Below are 15702 nucleotides of genomic sequence, written 5' to 3' on the forward strand. Positions count from 1 at the left end.
ACGCCCCGCGGCAGCCCGGCATCCCATGCTCCACCGCGCTATCAAGTGGTGCAAGAACGCCCCCGGTTACGCGGGGAGCACGGCGTTCCTTCCTGGCGGAAACAGCACGGTGCAGGCTCTTTCCCCTGCACGACGTCCGCGGTGGCCTTTTCTCGCCCGGGCGTTGGGAGGTAGGTTTCTTCGGGCTGCCCGGGCCTTCCGGAGTTCCTCGGATTCGCCCGCTCCCCGGAGCAGGCCCGCGCGAATGCGGCGGCCGCGGCCGTGCCACCGCTGCCGGACGCGACACCGGAGGCCGTGCGCGACCTGTACGAGCGGGGTATCCGGGAGCAGGTCCACCACCGCGGGTAGCCGGCATCGATCAGGCGGGCGAGCCCTACTTGGGCGGCAGGCTCGCGGCGAAGGTGTGGCCCTCGTCGATCCAGCCGCTCAGGACGGAGTCCTCGGAAAGGGCGGACGAAGCGACCATGATCCAGCCGCGCATGGGACGGCCGGTGAGGTCGAAGACGCGTGCGCCGGGCCGGGCCAGCGCCGCGTCGGCGGCATCGGGCCCCACGCGGACGATGAGATCACCGCCGCTCACCCCGACGGCCATGTTGCCCCGGCAGAGAAAGGCGAGACCCCCGAACATGTGCTTCTCGGCGATCGTGGGATCCGTACCCAGGTGTTCACGGATCCGCTGGGCCAGTCCCTCATCGAACGGCATGCGACATCCTCATTCCCCGTCGGCGCCATCGCGGCCACGGTCGCGCTCGCTCAGTTTGCGTTCGAGGTCGCGCAGGTCATTGCCGATGGAGGAGCGGACCTTCCGCGCCATGAGGGGCGCGGCCAGTCGGTAGTAACGGCCGGCGTCACCCCGGACGCGGATGCGTGCGAGTGTGCCCCGTGGATGCGGGGCGAACGTGTAGGTGACGTGCATGGGCACCGGGCCCGCCACGGACACCATGTCCAGCAGCCGTGGTGGTTCGTACGCGGCGACGCGGAGCACGTAGTTGATGCGCTTGCCGAGGAAGAACGCGGTGCGGGTGACCTCGGCGCCCACGCCGAACCCGCCCTCCGCCGCCTCCCGCGTCAGTTCGGCCGTGCGGATGCCCTGGGTCCACTCGGGATCGTTGCGCCAGTCCGTGGCGTAGCCCGCCACCTGGTCGGGCGGAAGCGGAATCACCCGCTCGGCTGTTTCGTCGATCGTCATGCCGTCGCCTCGGCTTCCTTGCCTGCCGCCTGCCGCCTGCCGCCTGCCGCCTGCCGCCGGGCGTTCAGCCGGTCCAATCAGGATTCCTCCCGCTGGCACCGAGCGCACGGTGGAAGGCGGGCGCGTCGGCGGACACGGGCACCGGCGGGCCGAACGAGCCGTTCGCCCGTGCCTGCTCCGCGAGCTGTTCGACCGCCTCCAGTACGGCCCGGGCGGTCTCGTCGCCGAGCTCGAACTTCCGGCCGGTGGCGCGGGCCAGGTCCCAGCCGTGCAGGGCGAGTTCCTCCAGGGTGATCGCGGCCGCGAAACCGGCGGGCATTTCACCCGGCCCGAATTCGGTGGTGCCTTCGTACGCGGTGGGGTCGGCCCACGCCGCGGCGGTTTCGGTCGCGGACTCGGTGACGGACTGCGGGGACATGGCCGGGGCGGCCGGTGCGGTGGCCTGCGGCTCCTTGCGTGCGGCGCGCGCCGAGGAGGCAAGGATCCCACCCAGGTGGTCGAGGAGTTCGGCGACGGTGAACTTCTCGCACGGGGTACGGGCGTCGAGCTGATCGGCACGGATGCCGGTGACCGTCTCGGCGGCTGCCTCGGCGCATTCCCGGATGGCGGCGGGCAGCGTGGACTGCGTGGTGTTCATGAGTTCTCTTCCTGACCGGTGATCGGTGGGTCGGTGTCAGCCCGTGTCGGTGTCAGCCCGTGAAGAACGGCGCGGGCTTGCCCGTCTCGGCGTAGGCCTTGAGCTGCGTGAACTTGGTGGCCCATCCGTAGCTGAAGTCCCGGTAGGCGTCGTCGACGGCCGCGAAGCCGCTGTGGGTGATGCGCAGCCGCCAGGGCTCCGGCACGCCGGGGAACCGCAGCTCGTGCAGGCCGTCCACGTCTTGGTCCGCGGTGGCGGTCGTGGTGAACCAGCCGTGGATTCCCTCGGTTGTGGAAATCGCCGCGTACACGGTGTCCGCGTCGGCCTCGATATGCAGCTGCATCGTGATGTCAGCCATGGGGGTGCTCCTCGTCCTGCTATGTCTGCCCGAGCCATTAATTTAGTAGAGACTAAAATATTGATCGGGGGAGTGCAAGCTCAAGCGGTGACTAAAATGACGGCATGGAAGCGGTACAAGTGGTCGCCGAGCCCAGGCGACGCGAGATCCTTCGACTGGTCTGGGACGCCGAGCTGTCCGCCGGTGAGATCGCGGAGCGGTTCGACGTCACCTTCGGTGCGGTCTCCCAGCATCTGAAGGTGCTCAGGGATGCCGGGCTGGTTACGCTGCGGCAGGACGGCAGGAAGCGGTTCTACCGGGCGGACAGGGATGCCATGGGGCAGCCTCTTGCGAGCTACCTCCAGGCGATGTGGGCCAGCAGACTCGATGTCCTCGCCGATCTGGCCGAGGCCGCTGAGGCTGCCGAGAGTGCCGACGGGGCCGACGGGGCCGAGTAGGCCCCCGAGGCGGAACAGGCCCGACGAGCCGACCAGGTCTGATGAGCTGACCAGAGGACAGGAGCGGATTCATGACCGCAGAGACGGTGACCGTCGAGCGGCGCATAGCAGCGCGCCCCGAGACGGTTTTCTCCTTCTTCACGGATCGGGACCGCTGGCTGTCCTGGATGGGTGTGGACGGCGAGTTCACCTTCGAGGCGGGCGGTGCCTACCGAACGCACGTGAACGGAGGCAATCACGCGGTCGGCCGCTTCGTCGAGATCGATCCGCCCAAGCGGCTGGTCTTCACCTGGGGCTGGGAGAGCGGCGACATGCCCGTCCCGCCCGGTTCCTCCACGGTCGAGATCAGCCTTGAACCGGACGGCGACGGGACCCTGCTGCGCCTGGTCCACCACGATCTCCCGCCGCAGGCGCGCGCCCCGCACGGGGAGGGCTGGAACCACTACCTGGACCGGCTCGCCGTACGCGCCGAAGGCGGAGACCCCGGCCCCGACGCATGGATGCGGGAGTCCGGGGCCTGACGCCGGGCAACCAGCAATCAGCAACCAGGAGTTTCAGCGCCGCAGGCTGCCGAGGAACCCCGCGAGCGTGGGCGTCAGTGTGTTGCGGGACGTGGCGGCGAACAGCGGGTCGAGGTGGTTCATGCCGTTGTCGGTCTCGTACACCGCACGGGGGATACGCGAATCGTCCACGACCCGGCGGGCCGCCTCCGTGATCGTGCCCTTGGCGTAGCTCGTCTCGAAGGCGTAGAGCGGCACGTCGAGCTCCGCGGAGTGGCGCAGCCGCAGTCCGAGCGAACCGGCCAGGTCGGAGTCGGCGTAGAAGTCCGTGACATCCAGGTCCACGGAGAGCCGGGACGGCCAGTACCACTCCCACACGGCCGGTACGGGGCCGGCGTACGCGGCGGCGACCCGGCTGATCGGGGTGATCCCGGTGTCCACCCAGCCGCGCACCTCTCCGCTGTCGGCAAGGTGTCCCGAGTGCACGCTGATGTCGTTCGGCCAGCCGAAGCCCGCGTCCACCAGCACGCCCAGCAGACCGGCGTTGGTGACGGCGTACGGCGGTCGCAGGGCCTCGGGCAGCCGGGGCTGGAGCACGGAGCGGCCGTCCGGATCGTGGTGCGCGTACCAGCCGGCGAGCTGGTACCAGATCTGGGTGCTCTCCGCGCGGTCGCCCAGTCCCACGGCGCTGAGAGTCATGTCGAAGACGGCCCCGGACTCGATGGCCGCCAGGCGCTCCCGTACCTCTTCCGGCGAGTTGTGCACCGGCGCGCCCGTTCCCTCGAACGCGCCCGGCACGCCGCCGTCGACCAGTACCAGCCCCGAGAGGTCGCGGTACCCGGGGTGGCCGTGGAAGTCCCAGGCCGCGTACGCCATCGCTGTCGTTGCTCCCCAGGAGTGCCCGCCGAGCACCACCCGTCGCCTGCCCCCGCGGCCGGCGGCCCGGACGACCGCGCGGATGTCCTCCAGGGTGAGCGCCAGGCCCCAGTCTCCGGCGAAGGCGGACGCGGCCGGATCCTGTGTGCGGTAGTGGCCGTCCAGGTAGTACGCGGCGGGGTCGGAGCCGACGAAGCCGGAGCGGTCGGCGAGGTTCTCCTCGCGTCGGTCGAAGGCCCACACCTGGAGTGCGGGCACCGCCTTCACCAGGTCCCGGGCGAGGAGCCGGAAGTCATTCGCGGCCCCGAACATGCCGGGTATCAGAATCAGCACCGTGTCCGCCGTGTCCGGCCCGACCTTCAGCACATGCACCCGGTCGGTGCCCGCGGGCCCGCCGCCGCTGCCCACCGTCACCGGCACATACGGCTCCCACCGCGCCTCGGGACGCTCGGCGCCCCGCCGCTGTCCTGCTGCCTGCGCCTGACCGGCGGCTGCTCCGGCCGCGACGGCGGAAAGTGCCAGGCCGCCGATCATCCCGCCCAGCACCGAACGGCGCGGCAGACGACTCGTCATCTCACTTACCTCCAGAGGGGTTTGTTGGCGCCAGCCTGCACCTTCGTTCCCGGCTCCGGTCGCGCGGGGTCCCACGGCATCGAGGGGTTGCTTATTCTGGTAAGGGGTCCTTACTCTGATAAACATGATGTTGACGCAGCGGGAACGCGAGATCCTGGCGCTCCTGCGTCGAGACCCTCTGGCCGGGCCGCAGACGCTGGCCGATGCGCTGGGGACCACCCGCACCGCCGTGAACGTGCATCTGTCCAACCTCGGGAAGAAGGGCGCAATCCTGGGGCGCGGCTACATCCTGCGCCCGGAGAACGCGGTGGTCGTGGTCGGCGGGGCCAACGCGGACCACAAGGTGCGCAGCCTGGCGCCGGTGACCCGGCACACCAGCAACCCGGGTCGCGCGCACACCGGTTGGGGCGGCGTCGGGCGCAACATCGCCGAGAACCTCGCCCGGCTGGGCACCCCCACGCACCTGATCGCCGCCGTCGGCAACGACACGGCGGGGGAGGGGCTGCTGCGCGACACCCAGGCCGCCGGGGTACGGACCGGCCATGTCCATCTGAGCGTCCATCCCACCGGCACCTACACCGCCGTCCTGGACGCCGACGGCGACCTGCTGGTGGCCGTCGCCGACATGACCGCCACCGACGAACTGGCCCCCGCCGATCTCCACCACGCCCGCGAACTGGTGGCCGGAGCCGGCATGCTGGTGCTCGACGGCAACCTCTCCACGGTCACCCTGAACTACGTCTGCGACCTGGCCAGAGCCGCCGACGTGCCGGTGGCGATCGACCCGGTGAGCGTCCCCAAGGCCGCGCTGCTGGCCCCCGGAATCGTCCCGGAGCGCCCGTACTTCGCCGTCACGCCCAACCGGAACGAACTCCAGGCGCTGGTCGGCCTCCCCGTCGGCACCGACGAAGAGCTGCTGTCCGCCGCCACCGTCCTGCACGACCGGGGCGTCCGCCATGTCTGGGTGCGGCTCGGCCCCCGGGGAAGCCTGCTGAGCAGCGCGGGGGAGGGCCACACCTTCCTTCCGGCACCGCCGGCCGAGGTGCTGGACGTCACCGGCGCAGGTGACGCCATGCTCGCCGCCTTCGTCCATGCCGTCCTGGGCGGCGCCGAGCCCGTCGAAGCCGCCCGGTTCGGCCACGCCGCCGCCGCGCTGACCGTCGCCACCACCGCCACCGTGCGGCCCGACCTGACCGCGCGCCTCGTCGAGGACGCGCTGAACCACCCCCGCGGAGAGTGACATGACCACCCATCACCCCATGCTGACGATCACCGACGAGATCCGTGACGCCCTCCACGACGGCCGTCCCGTCGTCGCCCTGGAGAGCACCATCATCAGCCATGGCATGCCCTACCCCCAGAACGTCGCGATGGCCACCGAGGTCGAACGGATCATCCGCGAGAACGGCGCCGTCCCGGCCACCGTGGCGGTCCTGCACGGCCGCCCCCGCATCGGCCTGGACGCCTCCGACCTGGAACTCCTGGCCACCAGTCCCGACGTCACCAAGGTCAGCGTCCGCGACCTCGGGCACGTCATCGCCCGGGGTGGCCACGGAGCGACAACGGTGGCCGCCACCATGCGACTCGCGGCACTCGCCAAGATCCCGGTCTTCGTCACCGGCGGCATCGGCGGGGTGCACCGGGGCGCCCCGCACACCTTCGACACCAGCGCCGACCTCACCGAACTCTCCACCACCCCCGTCGCGGTGATCAGCGCCGGAGTGAAGAGCATCCTGGACATCGGACTGACCCTGGAAACCCTGGAAACCCTCGGTGTCCCGGTCATCACCTACGGCACCGACCGGTTCCCCGCCTTCTACTCCCGGATCAGCGGCCACACCTCCCCGCTGCGCTCCGACTCCGCCGAGGAGATCGCCGCCGTGATGCGCGCCCACTGGGAGCTGGGCGGAGGGGGCATCGACATCGCCAACCCCGTCCCCGAAGCCGACGAGATCCCGGCCGAGCGCATCGAGGGGATCATTCAGCAGGCCCTCGCCGAGATGGAGCGGGCCGGCATCGGCGGCAAGGACGCCACCCCCTACCTGCTCGGCAGGATCGTCGAGCTCACCGGGGGCGAAAGCCTCCGCACCAACATCGCCCTGGTCAACAACAACGCCCGCCTCGGCGCCCGCATCGCCGTGGCGTACGCCCAGAAGTAGCGCTGTGCGCCCGGAAGTAGCGGCGTACGCCCGGAAGTCGATGGGCTGAGGGGCGGGCGGGGTGCCGTCCGGCCTCCCCGCCCGCGTCGCATGAGCGAGTTCGTGATCCTCAGACGGGCTCGTGGGCCGGGCCCGGCGTCGAGCGCGACGTGATCCCGCCGGCGTCCCGGCGGTCGGGCTCGCGGAACAGGCGGCCCGGCCACCAGAACCTGCGGCCCAGGTCGAGGGCGAGCGCGGGAACCAGGACCGTACGGACGAGGAAGGTGTCCAACAGGACGCCGATGCCGACGATCACACCCATCTGGGCCATGGTCACCATGGGCAGCCCGGCGAACACCGCGAACGTGGCGGCGAGCACGACGCCCGCGGAGGTGATCACGCCGCCGGTGCTGGTCAGGCCCTCCAGCACACCGCGCGCGTGGCCGAGCCGGGCGACCTCCTCCCTGACCCGGTGCATCAGGAAGATGTTGTAGTCGATACCGAGGGCGACCAGGAAGACGAAGCCCAGCAGCGGTATCGACCAGTCGACGCCCGCGTGGGCCAGGACGTGCTCGAAGAGCAGGTTCGAGGCGCCCAGGGCCGCGAGGTAGGACAGCACCACGGTGGCCAGGAGCAGGAGCGGTGCGACGAGGGCGCGCAGCAGCCAGACCAGTACGGCGAGGACGATCAGCAGCACGATCGGGATGACCGTGGTGAGGTCGCGGTCGGCGGCGCGCTGGGTGTCGAGGGTCTCCGCGGTGGTACCGCCGACGAGGGCGTCCGCGCCGTCGACCTCGTGCACGGCCTCACGCAGGCCGTCGATGGTGTCCTTGGCGGCCGGGCTGTCCGGAGTGTCCTTCAACACCACGTCCAGTGCGGTGAGTCGGCCGTCCGGGGTGCGGTCGCCGGTTTCGACGCGGGCGACGCCGTCGACTCCGGACGCGACGGCCCGGACCTCGGAGGCCCGGTCGTCGGCGGTGATGATCTGGGCGGGATCGGAGGCGCCCGACGGGTAGTGGGCGGAGATCCGCTCCTGGGCGACGACCGATTCGGGCCTGTCCTGGAACATCTCGGCCTGGGTCAGGCCCATGGTCATGCCGAAGGCGCTGAGCGCCAGCACGCCGGTCAGGGCGACGGACATCATCCACGACCAGCGGGGGCGCCGGGCCACGGCGCTGCCGATGCGGGACCAGACGGTGTCCGCCTTGCGGGCAGGCGTGCCGTGCCTCGGCACGAACGGCCAGAACACCCAGCGGCCGGCGACGACCAGCAGCGCCGGAAGAACCGTGATCATCGCGAGGAAGCCGCAGATCACCCCGACCGCACCCACGAGTCCCAGCGACCGCGAGGAGTTGACGTCGGCGAAGGCCAGACAGGCCAGGCCCACCGCGATGGTGCCGGCCGAGGCGAGGATCGCCGGGCCCGACCGGCGCAGCGCGATCCGCATCGCCTCGTGCCGGTCCTCGTGGCGGTGCAGCTCCTCGCGGTAGCGGGCGATCAGCAGGAGGGCGTAGTCGGTGCCGACACCGAAGACGAGCACCATGAGGATGCCCGCGCTCTGCGGATTCACCGGCAGGTCGGCGTACTTGGCGAGCAGGTAGGTGCAGACCTGGGTGAGGACGGCGGCGAAGCCGACCGCGATGAGCGGGAAGAGCCACAGGACCGGGCTGCGGTACGTGATCAGGAGCAGGGCCGCCACGATCAGGCCGGTGGCGATCATCAGCGTCGAGTCGAGGCTGTCGAACACCGCGACCGAGTCGGTGAGGGAGCCGGCCGGGCCGCCCACCTCGGCGTCGACGCCGGGCGGGGCGTTGGCGCCGGCGATCTCGCGCAACTCGTCGACCTTGTCGGTGACTTCGTCCTCGCTGTCCAGCGGGACGACGGTCATCAAGGCCGCGCCGTCCTCGGACGGGACGGGCCGCGAGACCTGCTCGCCCTTCGCGGTGAGCTTCTGGAAGGCGGTCCGGTCGGCGGCCGCTTTGGCGTCCGCGCCCTCGCCGGTGTAGACGACGACGGCCGGTATCACCGTGTCCGTACGGAACTTCTCCAGTTCTGTGTTGACCTGCGCGGACTCGGCGCCACGCGGCAGGAAGGCGTTGGCCCCCGATTCCTCGACGTCGCCGAGCTTTCCGGCCAGCGGGCCGAGCGCGACGGCCAGGATCAGCCAGACCGCCAGGACCAGCCACTTGCCGCGCCGTCCGCCGGGCGCACGGGCGACGCGCTGGAGCAGCGCACGCATGAGTAGTCTCCTTCGTGTGGGGCGCGCCGCCGGTCGGTGACCGGCACAGGGCGCACGGGACCCGCGCCACGGCGCAGCAGGTGTCACGACCTGCCGTGGCGTACGGGATGTGTGTCCGGGATGTTGTTCTCCACCGGTACGGCCGGGAGTTGCCGCTCCCGGCCGTACGCTCGGCCGATGCCGTGCGGGCTATTCGATCTCGCGCATCATCTTCTCCATCGAGCCCACCGCGAGCCGGGTCTGTGTCAGTTCGTCGAGCGTCTGGCGCTGTTCCTCGACCGTACGGCGCTGCAACTCGACGGTGTCCTCCAGGAGTTGTGCGTACCTCGCGGCCAGTTCCCGGTACTGCTCCTCGCGCGCGGCCAGCATGCGGGCCCGCCAGGTGGCGGCCACCTGCCAGACGATCACGATCAGCAGGGTGAAGAAGCCGGCCGCGCCGACGGCGCCGACCAGGATGCCCAGGTCGTCTTCGGCGGCGGCCGTCACCAGTTGGTCATTCACTTCGCTTCCTCTTTCGCGGTGTCCGCTGTCGGGGGCGTGGCCCGTTCCGCGGTCTCGGTGAGCGTCGCGGCCGCTCGCGCGATGACGGTCGGCGTCAACTCGTAGAAAAACGGGGCGACTTCGAAGTACTTCATCGCCTTGCCGTCCGCCGCCACCTCGAGCGACCCGATGACCAGCCCGGCGGCCTCCAGACGCTGCAGGTGCATGTGCAGCAGCGGGCGGCCCATACCGATCTCGCGAGCCAGCGCGCTGACGTAGTTGCGGCTCTCCAGGAGCGCCGCGACGATCCGCATCCGGTGCGGATTGCCCAGCGCGGTGAGCACCTTCAGCAGCTGGTCGCCGGTGAGTCCCGGGGACGGGACCTCGGTCATCGCAGCCCCTTTCCTTCGTACCTGTCAGGAAAGGCTGACACCCGTTTTGGGTACCTGTCAAAGAGTTCTGACACATCTCGGGGTGGGACTCGGGGTGAGATGGGGGATCTCTCAGGGTCGCCTCGGGGATCCGTCCGGGGCACCGGCTACTCCCACCGTCGTACACCCCGGTTCGATCCGGCCCCTACGGTGATGACGTGACGAGCTTCGACGGCCTGCTGGAGCGGGTGCGAACGCTGTCCCCGCTGACCACCGATCTCCTGGTGGTCGCCGTGGTCGGCCAGTTCACGGCGTCCGACGCCGCGTGGAACGATCCCGGATACCGGCAGGCGGACTGGTTCACCTGGCTGCTGCTCGCGGTGTCGCTGGCGGCGCTGGTGTGGCGGCGGCGCCGGCCGGTGCCGGTCGCGGTGGTGACGGGGGCGGCATGTGCGGGATGGGCGCTGTACGGGCACATCGGGGAACTGCTGAACCTGCCGGTGATCGTCGCGCTGTACACGGTCGCGGTACAGGGCAGTCGGCGGCGCACCCTGTGGACCGGGCTCGTCTCCTCCCTTGCCTCGGGTGCGGTCGCGCTCCGGGTCGGCCATGACGTGGTCAACCCGCAGGGGCTGCCGATGCTGGAGATGCTCTGGCCGCTGGTGCCGCTGCTGTTGGGCGAAGTGGTGCGTACACGGCGGCAGTTGCTGGACGAGTACGCGGCCAGGGCGGTACGGGCGGCCGAGGAGCGGGAGCGGGAGGCGGTGCGCCGGGTGCGCGAGGAGCGGGTGCGCATCGCCCGCGAACTGCACGACATCGTGGCGCACACGGTGACCGCGATGACCGTGCAGGCCGGGCTGGCCCTGGACACCCTCGATGCGAAGCCGGAACTGTCCCGGCGCGCGATGCGGCAGGTGCGCGACTCGGGCAAGGAGGCCGTGCGGGAGCTGCGGGCCACGGTGACCGTGCTGCGCGGGCAGGAGGACGAGCCGACGGGGCCCGCTCCGGGGCTCGGTCAACTGGCCGAGCTCGTCGACCGGTTCGCGGACGGTGGCGTCGCGACCTCGCTGCGACAGGACGGGACGGGCGACGACGTGTCCCCGATGACCGGGCTGGCCGCGTACCGCATCGTGCAGGAGGCGCTCACCAACGTGGCCAGGCACTCCGGGGCCCGGCACGCGGCGGTGTCGGTGGTCCGCGCGAACGGCCGGCTGACAGTGGAGGTTGTGGACGACGGACCGACGCCGCCGCCGACACAGCCCCAGGCCCAACCCCAGGCCGAGTCCCAGTCCCAGTCCCAGTCCCAGGGGCAGGGTGATGGCTTCGGGCTCATCGGTATGAGGGAACGAGCCGCGGCGGTCGGCGGCAGTATCGAGTACGGTCCCGGGCCCGGCGGCGGTTTCCGTGTGCGGGCCTCATTACCGGCCGACGCGGTTCGCGGAGGACAGCCATGACCGTGCGGATCGTCCTCGCGGACGACCAGACCATCGTCCGCGCGGGCTTTCGCGCCCTGCTGGATCTGACCGACGACCTGGTGGTGGTCGCCGAGGCGGCGGACGGGCTGCAGGCCGTGGAGGCGGTGCGCATGACCCGCCCCGATGTCGTCCTGATGGACATCCGGATGCCTGGTGTGGACGGCATCGAGGCCACCCGTCGCATCGCCGCCGACCGCGCCCTGGACGGCGTACGCGTCGTCATGCTGACCACCTACCAGGTCGACGAGTACGTCTTCGAGGCGCTGCGGTACGGCGCCGCCGGCTTTCTGCTGAAGGACATCGAGCCGGACGGGCTGCGCGAGGCGATCCGCACGGTCGCCGCCGGGCAGAGTCTGCTGGCGCCGGCGGTCACGCGGTCGGTCGTCGAGGAGTTCGCGCGCCTCAAGGCTCCGGAGGCGGCGGGCGCCGAGCGTCTTGCGGTGCTCACCGACCGGGAGCGCGAGGTGATGGCACTGGTCGCCGCCGGGCTCAGCAACGAGGACATCGGAAAGCAGCTGATCATGAGCCCGCTGACCGCGAAGACTCACGTCAGCCGGGCGATGACCAAGCTGGGGGCGAGGGACCGGGCCCAACTGGTGGTGCTGGCGTACGAGACAGGGCTGGTCCGGGCGGGGGAGCGGTGAACGTACTCCCGCGGGAGTAGCGGCCGACTCCCGGCGGCGGATGTCCGGGGCGCCGGTGCTTCCTACCGTCGTCGGCATGATTGAGGCACACGATCTCACCAAGCGCTACGGCGACACGACCGCCGTCGACCGGCTGAGCTTCACCGTCCGGCCCGGCCGGGTGACCGGATTCCTCGGGCCCAACGGCGCCGGGAAGTCCACCACTATGCGGCTGATCCTCGGCCTGGACAGCCCGAGCTCGGGGACCGTGACCGTCGGCGGCCGACGGTACCGGGAACTGGCCGCGCCGCTGCGGGCCGTCGGCTCCCTGCTGGACGCCAAGGGTGTGCACGGCGGTCGCTCCGCCCACCAGCACCTGGCTGGGCTCGCGGCGAGCAACCGCATCCCCCGCCGCCGCGTCGACGCGGTCCTGGAACTGGTCGGCCTGCCGCCCGCCACCGCGCGCGAACGCGTCGGGGGCTTCTCGCTCGGCATGGGCCAACGGCTCGGTATCGCCGCCGCGTTGCTCGGCGACCCGGAGGTGCTGATCCTCGACGAGCCGGTCAACGGACTGGACACCGAGGGCATCCGCTGGATCCGGGATCTGATGAAGTCCCTTGCCGCGGACGGCCGTACGGTCTTCCTCTCCAGCCATCTGATGAGCGAGATGGAGCTGACCGCCGACCATCTGATCGTGATCGGCCGCGGCCGGCTGCTCGCCGACACGACGACGCGGGACTTCATCGAGACCAACTCCCGGGCCCATACGCTCGTCCGCTGCCCGGAGCCCGAGAAGCTACGAGGCCTGCTGGAGGTCACGGGCGCCACCGTCCGCCTCGATGCGCTGGGCGGCTGGCGGGTGGAAGGACCGGACGCCGCCACGATCGGCGACCTGGCCCGCGAACACGGCCTCGCGATCCATGAACTCACCCCGGTCCACGCCTCGTTGGAAGACGTCTACACGGCGATGGCGCAGGACTCGGGCGAGTACCGGACCGCAGGCCGGACACAACAGGAGACGGTCCGATGACGACCACGACTTCCACCGCCGCGCGAGCCGGATTCCCGCAGGCCCTCGCCTACGAGTGGATCAAGTTCCGCAGTGTGCGCTCCACGGTCTGGATGACACTCGCGACCGCCGTGGCACCGGTCGTGGGCGCGGTGTTCGTGGCCGCGACCGGCAGTCTCCAGCCCGACGACACGGTGCTCGGCGGCAGCCTCACCCTCTCCGTCGTCGCCCAGGTGCTGGCCGCCGTGCTGGGCGTACTACTGGTCACCGGCGAGTACAGCAGTGGCACGATCCGCACCACGTTCGCCGCCAACCCACGCCGTTCGACGGTGCTGGCCGCGAAGGCGGTCCTCGCCGCGGGGCTGATGTACGTCCTGGCCCTGGTCTCCTGCGCACTCGCCTACGGTGCCGGTGACGCGCTGCTCGCGGACGGCAAGTACGCCCAAGGGGAGCCGCTGCCCGCCCTGTTCGGCATCGCCGCCTCGCTCGCGGTGGCCGCACTCCTCGGGCTCGCGATCGGCACGCTCGTACGCCATTCCGCGGGCGCCGTCACCACCGTGATCGGCCTGCTGCTCCTGCCGTCCCTCTTCGGGCCGCTCTTCGGCGACGCCGAGCGCTGGGTCGCGGGTCTCTCCCCGACGGCCGCCCTGCAGAAACTCACGCAGACCTCGGACGCGACCGCCGAGGCAGTCGGCAGCCTCGGCCCCTGGCCCTCGCTGGGGCTTGTCGCCGGGTACACGGCGGCGCTCCTCCTGCTCGCGGCGGGAGCCCTGCGCCGGCGCGACGTATGACCGCCCAGGTACGAACGCACGACCGCGCCCAGGTACGAGCCCAGGTACGAACGGAACGGAGGAACACCCATGCCGTGGAGCCCCTCACGCATACGCCTGCTGCTCGCCCTGGTGATCGCTGATCTCCTTCTGCTGACGGGAGAACGGGAGTTGCACCATTCCCTGCCGATGCTGCTGCGCGCCCTGGCGCCGTGACGCGGGACTGCCGTCCCGTTGCCGATGAGGACTTCATCATCGCGACGGCCACCACCCGCGGCCTGTGGCGGCGGCGCCCATGTAGATATGGGGGCAGCGGGTGCCGGGCCGGTTCATGTGCGAACTGCCTTTCGCGTCAAGGCAGTCGTAGAGCTTGGGTGCGCATGGACGTGAAAATCATGTTCATCTAGCATGGGGTGCAGCCAGGCGCCGATCAACCAAGGAGTCCAGGGATGGGCGAAGCGGAGGAGAGTCCGAGGGCGCGTGGGAGCGGGGCGGCCATGCGCAGCACACGGCAGCGGCGTGCCGTTCTCGACACCCTGGGTCGCTGCCGCGACTTCGTCTCCGCGCAGGAGCTCCATGCGCTGATGGCGGGCGCGGGCAGCACCGTCGGACTCACCACCGTCTACCGCACCCTGCGGGAACTCGACCGTGCCGGGCTCGTCGACGTCGTGCGTGACGAGGGTGGTGAGCGGCTGTATCTGCGCCGACCGACCGCCGAGCATCGCCACTACCTCATCTGCCGTTGCTGCGGCCGCAGTCAGCCTGTCGATGCGGAGGCCGTCGAGCAGTGGGCCGCGCGCCTCATCGAGGTCACCGGGTTCGCGGAACTGGAGCACACCCTCGAACTCAGCGGCGTCTGCGCCCGCTGCCGGCCCGGCGAAGGGGACGAGCCGTGCCGCCAGGAGCCTCGCCTCGTCGATCGCCCCACTTGTACGCCCTGAAGGATCGCTGGACCTCGACGACGGCGCCGCCGTCGTGATCCGGCAGTTCGCCGGCACGGAACCCGGCTGCCCGCGCCGCCGCGCCCGATGGGGCCCGCCCCGCCTGACCGGCGTCCCGTCGACGGCGCGGCCCGCGGGGCCTGTGTAGCCCGTAGATGGCCGCATTCCCGCCGGAGGTGCGGGGCATGGCCATGCGGTCCGTTTTGAGGCTCGGCGGGCATGTGCGGGCTCCGGCTTGCGTTTTGGTCGGAGGTGGCGGCGCCTTCGTCCTTGCGTCCGTGTAGGGTCTAGATGAAAATGATAATCGTCTTTATCTAGGTCATGGGAGTTGCCGTGCTGGATCCGTACGAACGCTCTGCCGAGTTCCTCGACCTCTTGATTGCCGGGACCTGGCAGTCCCTCGGCCCGGCGCTGGGCGAAGTGCTCCAGCAGGTGCGGGCGGGATCCGGACCGGTGGCCGATGTCGGGGCCGGTACCGGCCGCGGGGTCCGGGCCATCTGCGCCGCGCTGCCGGGCGACGACCCCGTGCTGGCGGTCGAGCCCTCTTCCGTCATGCGCGCGGTGCTGCTGGCGCGGGTCCATGAAGCCCCTGAACTCCGCGAGCGGGTCACGGTGTTGGCGCAGGACGCCGCACACGCCTCGCTGCCGGACGGCCTGCGCGCGATCGTCGCCGTGAACGTGCTGGGGCATCTGCCGCCGGACGAACGGCGGTTCCTGTGGGAAAGCGCCTCGCGTCGGCTCGCCCCCGGCGGCGCACTCATCGTCAGCGTCACTCCACCCTTCGTGCCCGAGCGGATTCCGCGCACCCGGATGGCTACGGCGACCGTGGGCGCACTCCACTACGAGGGGTGGGCGACCGCGGAGCCGTCCGGGGCGGACGAGATCACCTGGCGCATGGACTACCGCGTCCTGCGGGACGGGCTGCCGCTGTCGGAGGTCGCCGTCGACTACCGCTGGTGGGTGGCGAGCGAAGGGCAGCTGGCCGAGGAGGCCGCCGAAGCCGGGCTGGTCATGCGGGCCGCCGGAAAGCCCGACCTCGGGCTGCAACTCCTCACCCGCCAGGGCGAGTAGCACCCGGCCCACCCG

The 15702-nt window shown here is 71.0% G+C and carries 19 protein-coding genes and 1 pseudogene; 12 read left to right on the forward strand and 8 right to left on the reverse strand.

Annotated elements, in window-relative coordinates:
- Nucleotides 1-216: 216 nt before the first annotated feature.
- Nucleotides 217-348, forward strand: a pseudogene (locus AB0I18_RS02315) (aldo/keto reductase); the annotation flags it as partial.
- Between the two features lie 25 nt (nt 349-373).
- On the opposite strand, the gene AB0I18_RS02320 reads toward AB0I18_RS02315, so the two are convergent.
- The 4 genes from AB0I18_RS02320 to AB0I18_RS02335 all read right to left on the reverse strand — a co-directional run bounded on the left by AB0I18_RS02320 (nt 374) and on the right by AB0I18_RS02335 (nt 2184).
- Entirely contained in the window at nt 374-703 is a 330-nt protein-coding gene (locus AB0I18_RS02320) for a TfoX/Sxy family protein (RefSeq protein ID WP_363103462.1), read from the reverse strand.
- Between the two features lie 9 nt (nt 704-712).
- Nucleotides 713-1189, reverse strand: coding sequence for an SRPBCC family protein (locus tag AB0I18_RS02325; protein WP_363103463.1), 477 nt, complete (start codon nt 1187-1189; stop codon nt 713-715).
- A 64-nt stretch (nt 1190-1253) separates the two neighbouring features.
- Nucleotides 1254-1826 carry a TIGR03086 family metal-binding protein gene (locus AB0I18_RS02330; protein ID WP_363103464.1) on the reverse strand — a complete coding sequence of 191 codons (573 nt, stop codon included), beginning with the start codon at nt 1824-1826 and terminating at the stop codon, nt 1254-1256.
- Between the two features lie 52 nt (nt 1827-1878).
- Nucleotides 1879-2184, reverse strand: a complete 306-nt coding sequence (locus tag AB0I18_RS02335) for a hypothetical protein (RefSeq protein ID WP_363103465.1) — start codon at nt 2182-2184, stop codon at nt 1879-1881.
- 104 nt (nt 2185-2288) lie between these two features.
- On the opposite strand from AB0I18_RS02335, the gene AB0I18_RS02340 reads away from it, so the two are divergent.
- Entirely contained in the window at nt 2289-2621 is a 333-nt protein-coding gene (locus AB0I18_RS02340; protein ID WP_363103466.1) for a metalloregulator ArsR/SmtB family transcription factor, read from the forward strand.
- Between the two features lie 71 nt (nt 2622-2692).
- Nucleotides 2693-3142 (forward strand): SRPBCC domain-containing protein, encoded by a 450-nt coding sequence (locus AB0I18_RS02345; RefSeq protein ID WP_363103467.1) that lies wholly within the window; start codon nt 2693-2695, stop codon nt 3140-3142.
- A 33-nt stretch (nt 3143-3175) separates the two neighbouring features.
- Here the strand turns inward: AB0I18_RS02345 and AB0I18_RS02350 are convergent, their stop codons facing one another.
- The gene (locus tag AB0I18_RS02350) at nt 3176-4570 is read right to left on the reverse strand and encodes an alpha/beta hydrolase (RefSeq protein ID WP_363103468.1); all 1395 of its coding nucleotides are present in this window, start codon (nt 4568-4570) and stop codon (nt 3176-3178) included.
- 124 nt (nt 4571-4694) lie between these two features.
- Between AB0I18_RS02350 and AB0I18_RS02355 the strand changes: the two genes are divergently transcribed.
- Together AB0I18_RS02355 and AB0I18_RS02360 are read left to right on the forward strand one after the other, a co-directional pair.
- Entirely contained in the window at nt 4695-5810 is a 1116-nt protein-coding gene (locus tag AB0I18_RS02355) for a PfkB family carbohydrate kinase (RefSeq protein WP_363103469.1), read from the forward strand.
- Nucleotide 5811: 1 nt separating this feature from the next.
- Nucleotides 5812-6729: a pseudouridine-5'-phosphate glycosidase gene (locus tag AB0I18_RS02360; protein ID WP_363103470.1), complete on the forward strand. Its 918-nt coding sequence runs from the start codon at nt 5812-5814 to the stop codon at nt 6727-6729.
- A gap of 109 nt (nt 6730-6838) precedes the next feature.
- On the opposite strand, the gene AB0I18_RS02365 is transcribed toward AB0I18_RS02360, so the two are convergent.
- The 3 genes from AB0I18_RS02365 to AB0I18_RS02375 all read right to left on the reverse strand — a co-directional run bounded on the left by AB0I18_RS02365 (nt 6839) and on the right by AB0I18_RS02375 (nt 9819).
- Entirely contained in the window at nt 6839-8947 is a 2109-nt protein-coding gene (locus tag AB0I18_RS02365; protein WP_363103471.1) for an MMPL family transporter, read from the reverse strand.
- Between the two features lie 189 nt (nt 8948-9136).
- Entirely contained in the window at nt 9137-9448 is a 312-nt protein-coding gene (locus tag AB0I18_RS02370) for a hypothetical protein (protein WP_363103472.1), read from the reverse strand.
- Nucleotides 9445-9819, reverse strand: a complete 375-nt coding sequence (locus AB0I18_RS02375) for a winged helix-turn-helix domain-containing protein (RefSeq protein ID WP_363103473.1) — start codon at nt 9817-9819, stop codon at nt 9445-9447. The genes AB0I18_RS02370 and AB0I18_RS02375 overlap by 4 nt, the downstream gene beginning before the upstream one ends.
- A gap of 197 nt (nt 9820-10016) precedes the next feature.
- On the opposite strand from AB0I18_RS02375, the gene AB0I18_RS02380 reads away from it, so the two are divergent.
- From AB0I18_RS02380 to AB0I18_RS02410, 7 genes are all read left to right on the forward strand, one after another.
- The gene (locus tag AB0I18_RS02380) at nt 10017-11252 is read left to right on the forward strand and encodes a sensor histidine kinase (RefSeq protein ID WP_363103474.1); all 1236 of its coding nucleotides are present in this window, start codon (nt 10017-10019) and stop codon (nt 11250-11252) included.
- Complete coding sequence (locus AB0I18_RS02385) at nt 11249-11917, forward strand: response regulator transcription factor (protein WP_363103475.1); 669 nt, start codon at nt 11249-11251, stop codon at nt 11915-11917. Before AB0I18_RS02380 ends, AB0I18_RS02385 begins: the two co-directional genes overlap by 4 nt.
- 76 nt (nt 11918-11993) lie before the next feature.
- Entirely contained in the window at nt 11994-12926 is a 933-nt protein-coding gene (locus tag AB0I18_RS02390; RefSeq protein ID WP_363103476.1) for an ATP-binding cassette domain-containing protein, read from the forward strand.
- Nucleotides 12923-13696 carry an ABC transporter permease subunit gene (locus AB0I18_RS02395; RefSeq protein ID WP_363103477.1) on the forward strand — a complete coding sequence of 258 codons (774 nt, stop codon included), beginning with the start codon at nt 12923-12925 and terminating at the stop codon, nt 13694-13696. Before AB0I18_RS02390 ends, AB0I18_RS02395 begins: the two co-directional genes overlap by 4 nt.
- 69 nt (nt 13697-13765) lie before the next feature.
- Nucleotides 13766-13891 carry a hypothetical protein gene (locus AB0I18_RS02400; protein ID WP_363103478.1) on the forward strand — a complete coding sequence of 42 codons (126 nt, stop codon included), beginning with the start codon at nt 13766-13768 and terminating at the stop codon, nt 13889-13891.
- A gap of 281 nt (nt 13892-14172) precedes the next feature.
- Nucleotides 14173-14616 (forward strand): transcriptional repressor, encoded by a 444-nt coding sequence (locus AB0I18_RS02405; protein WP_363103479.1) that lies wholly within the window; start codon nt 14173-14175, stop codon nt 14614-14616.
- Between the two features lie 333 nt (nt 14617-14949).
- Nucleotides 14950-15687, forward strand: coding sequence for a class I SAM-dependent methyltransferase (locus AB0I18_RS02410; protein ID WP_363103480.1), 738 nt, complete (start codon nt 14950-14952; stop codon nt 15685-15687).
- Nucleotides 15688-15702 lie beyond the last annotated feature (15 nt).

Source organism: Streptomyces sp. NPDC050704, assembly GCF_040654355.1.
In the GTDB taxonomy this organism is placed as follows: domain Bacteria; phylum Actinomycetota; class Actinomycetes; order Streptomycetales; family Streptomycetaceae; genus Streptomyces.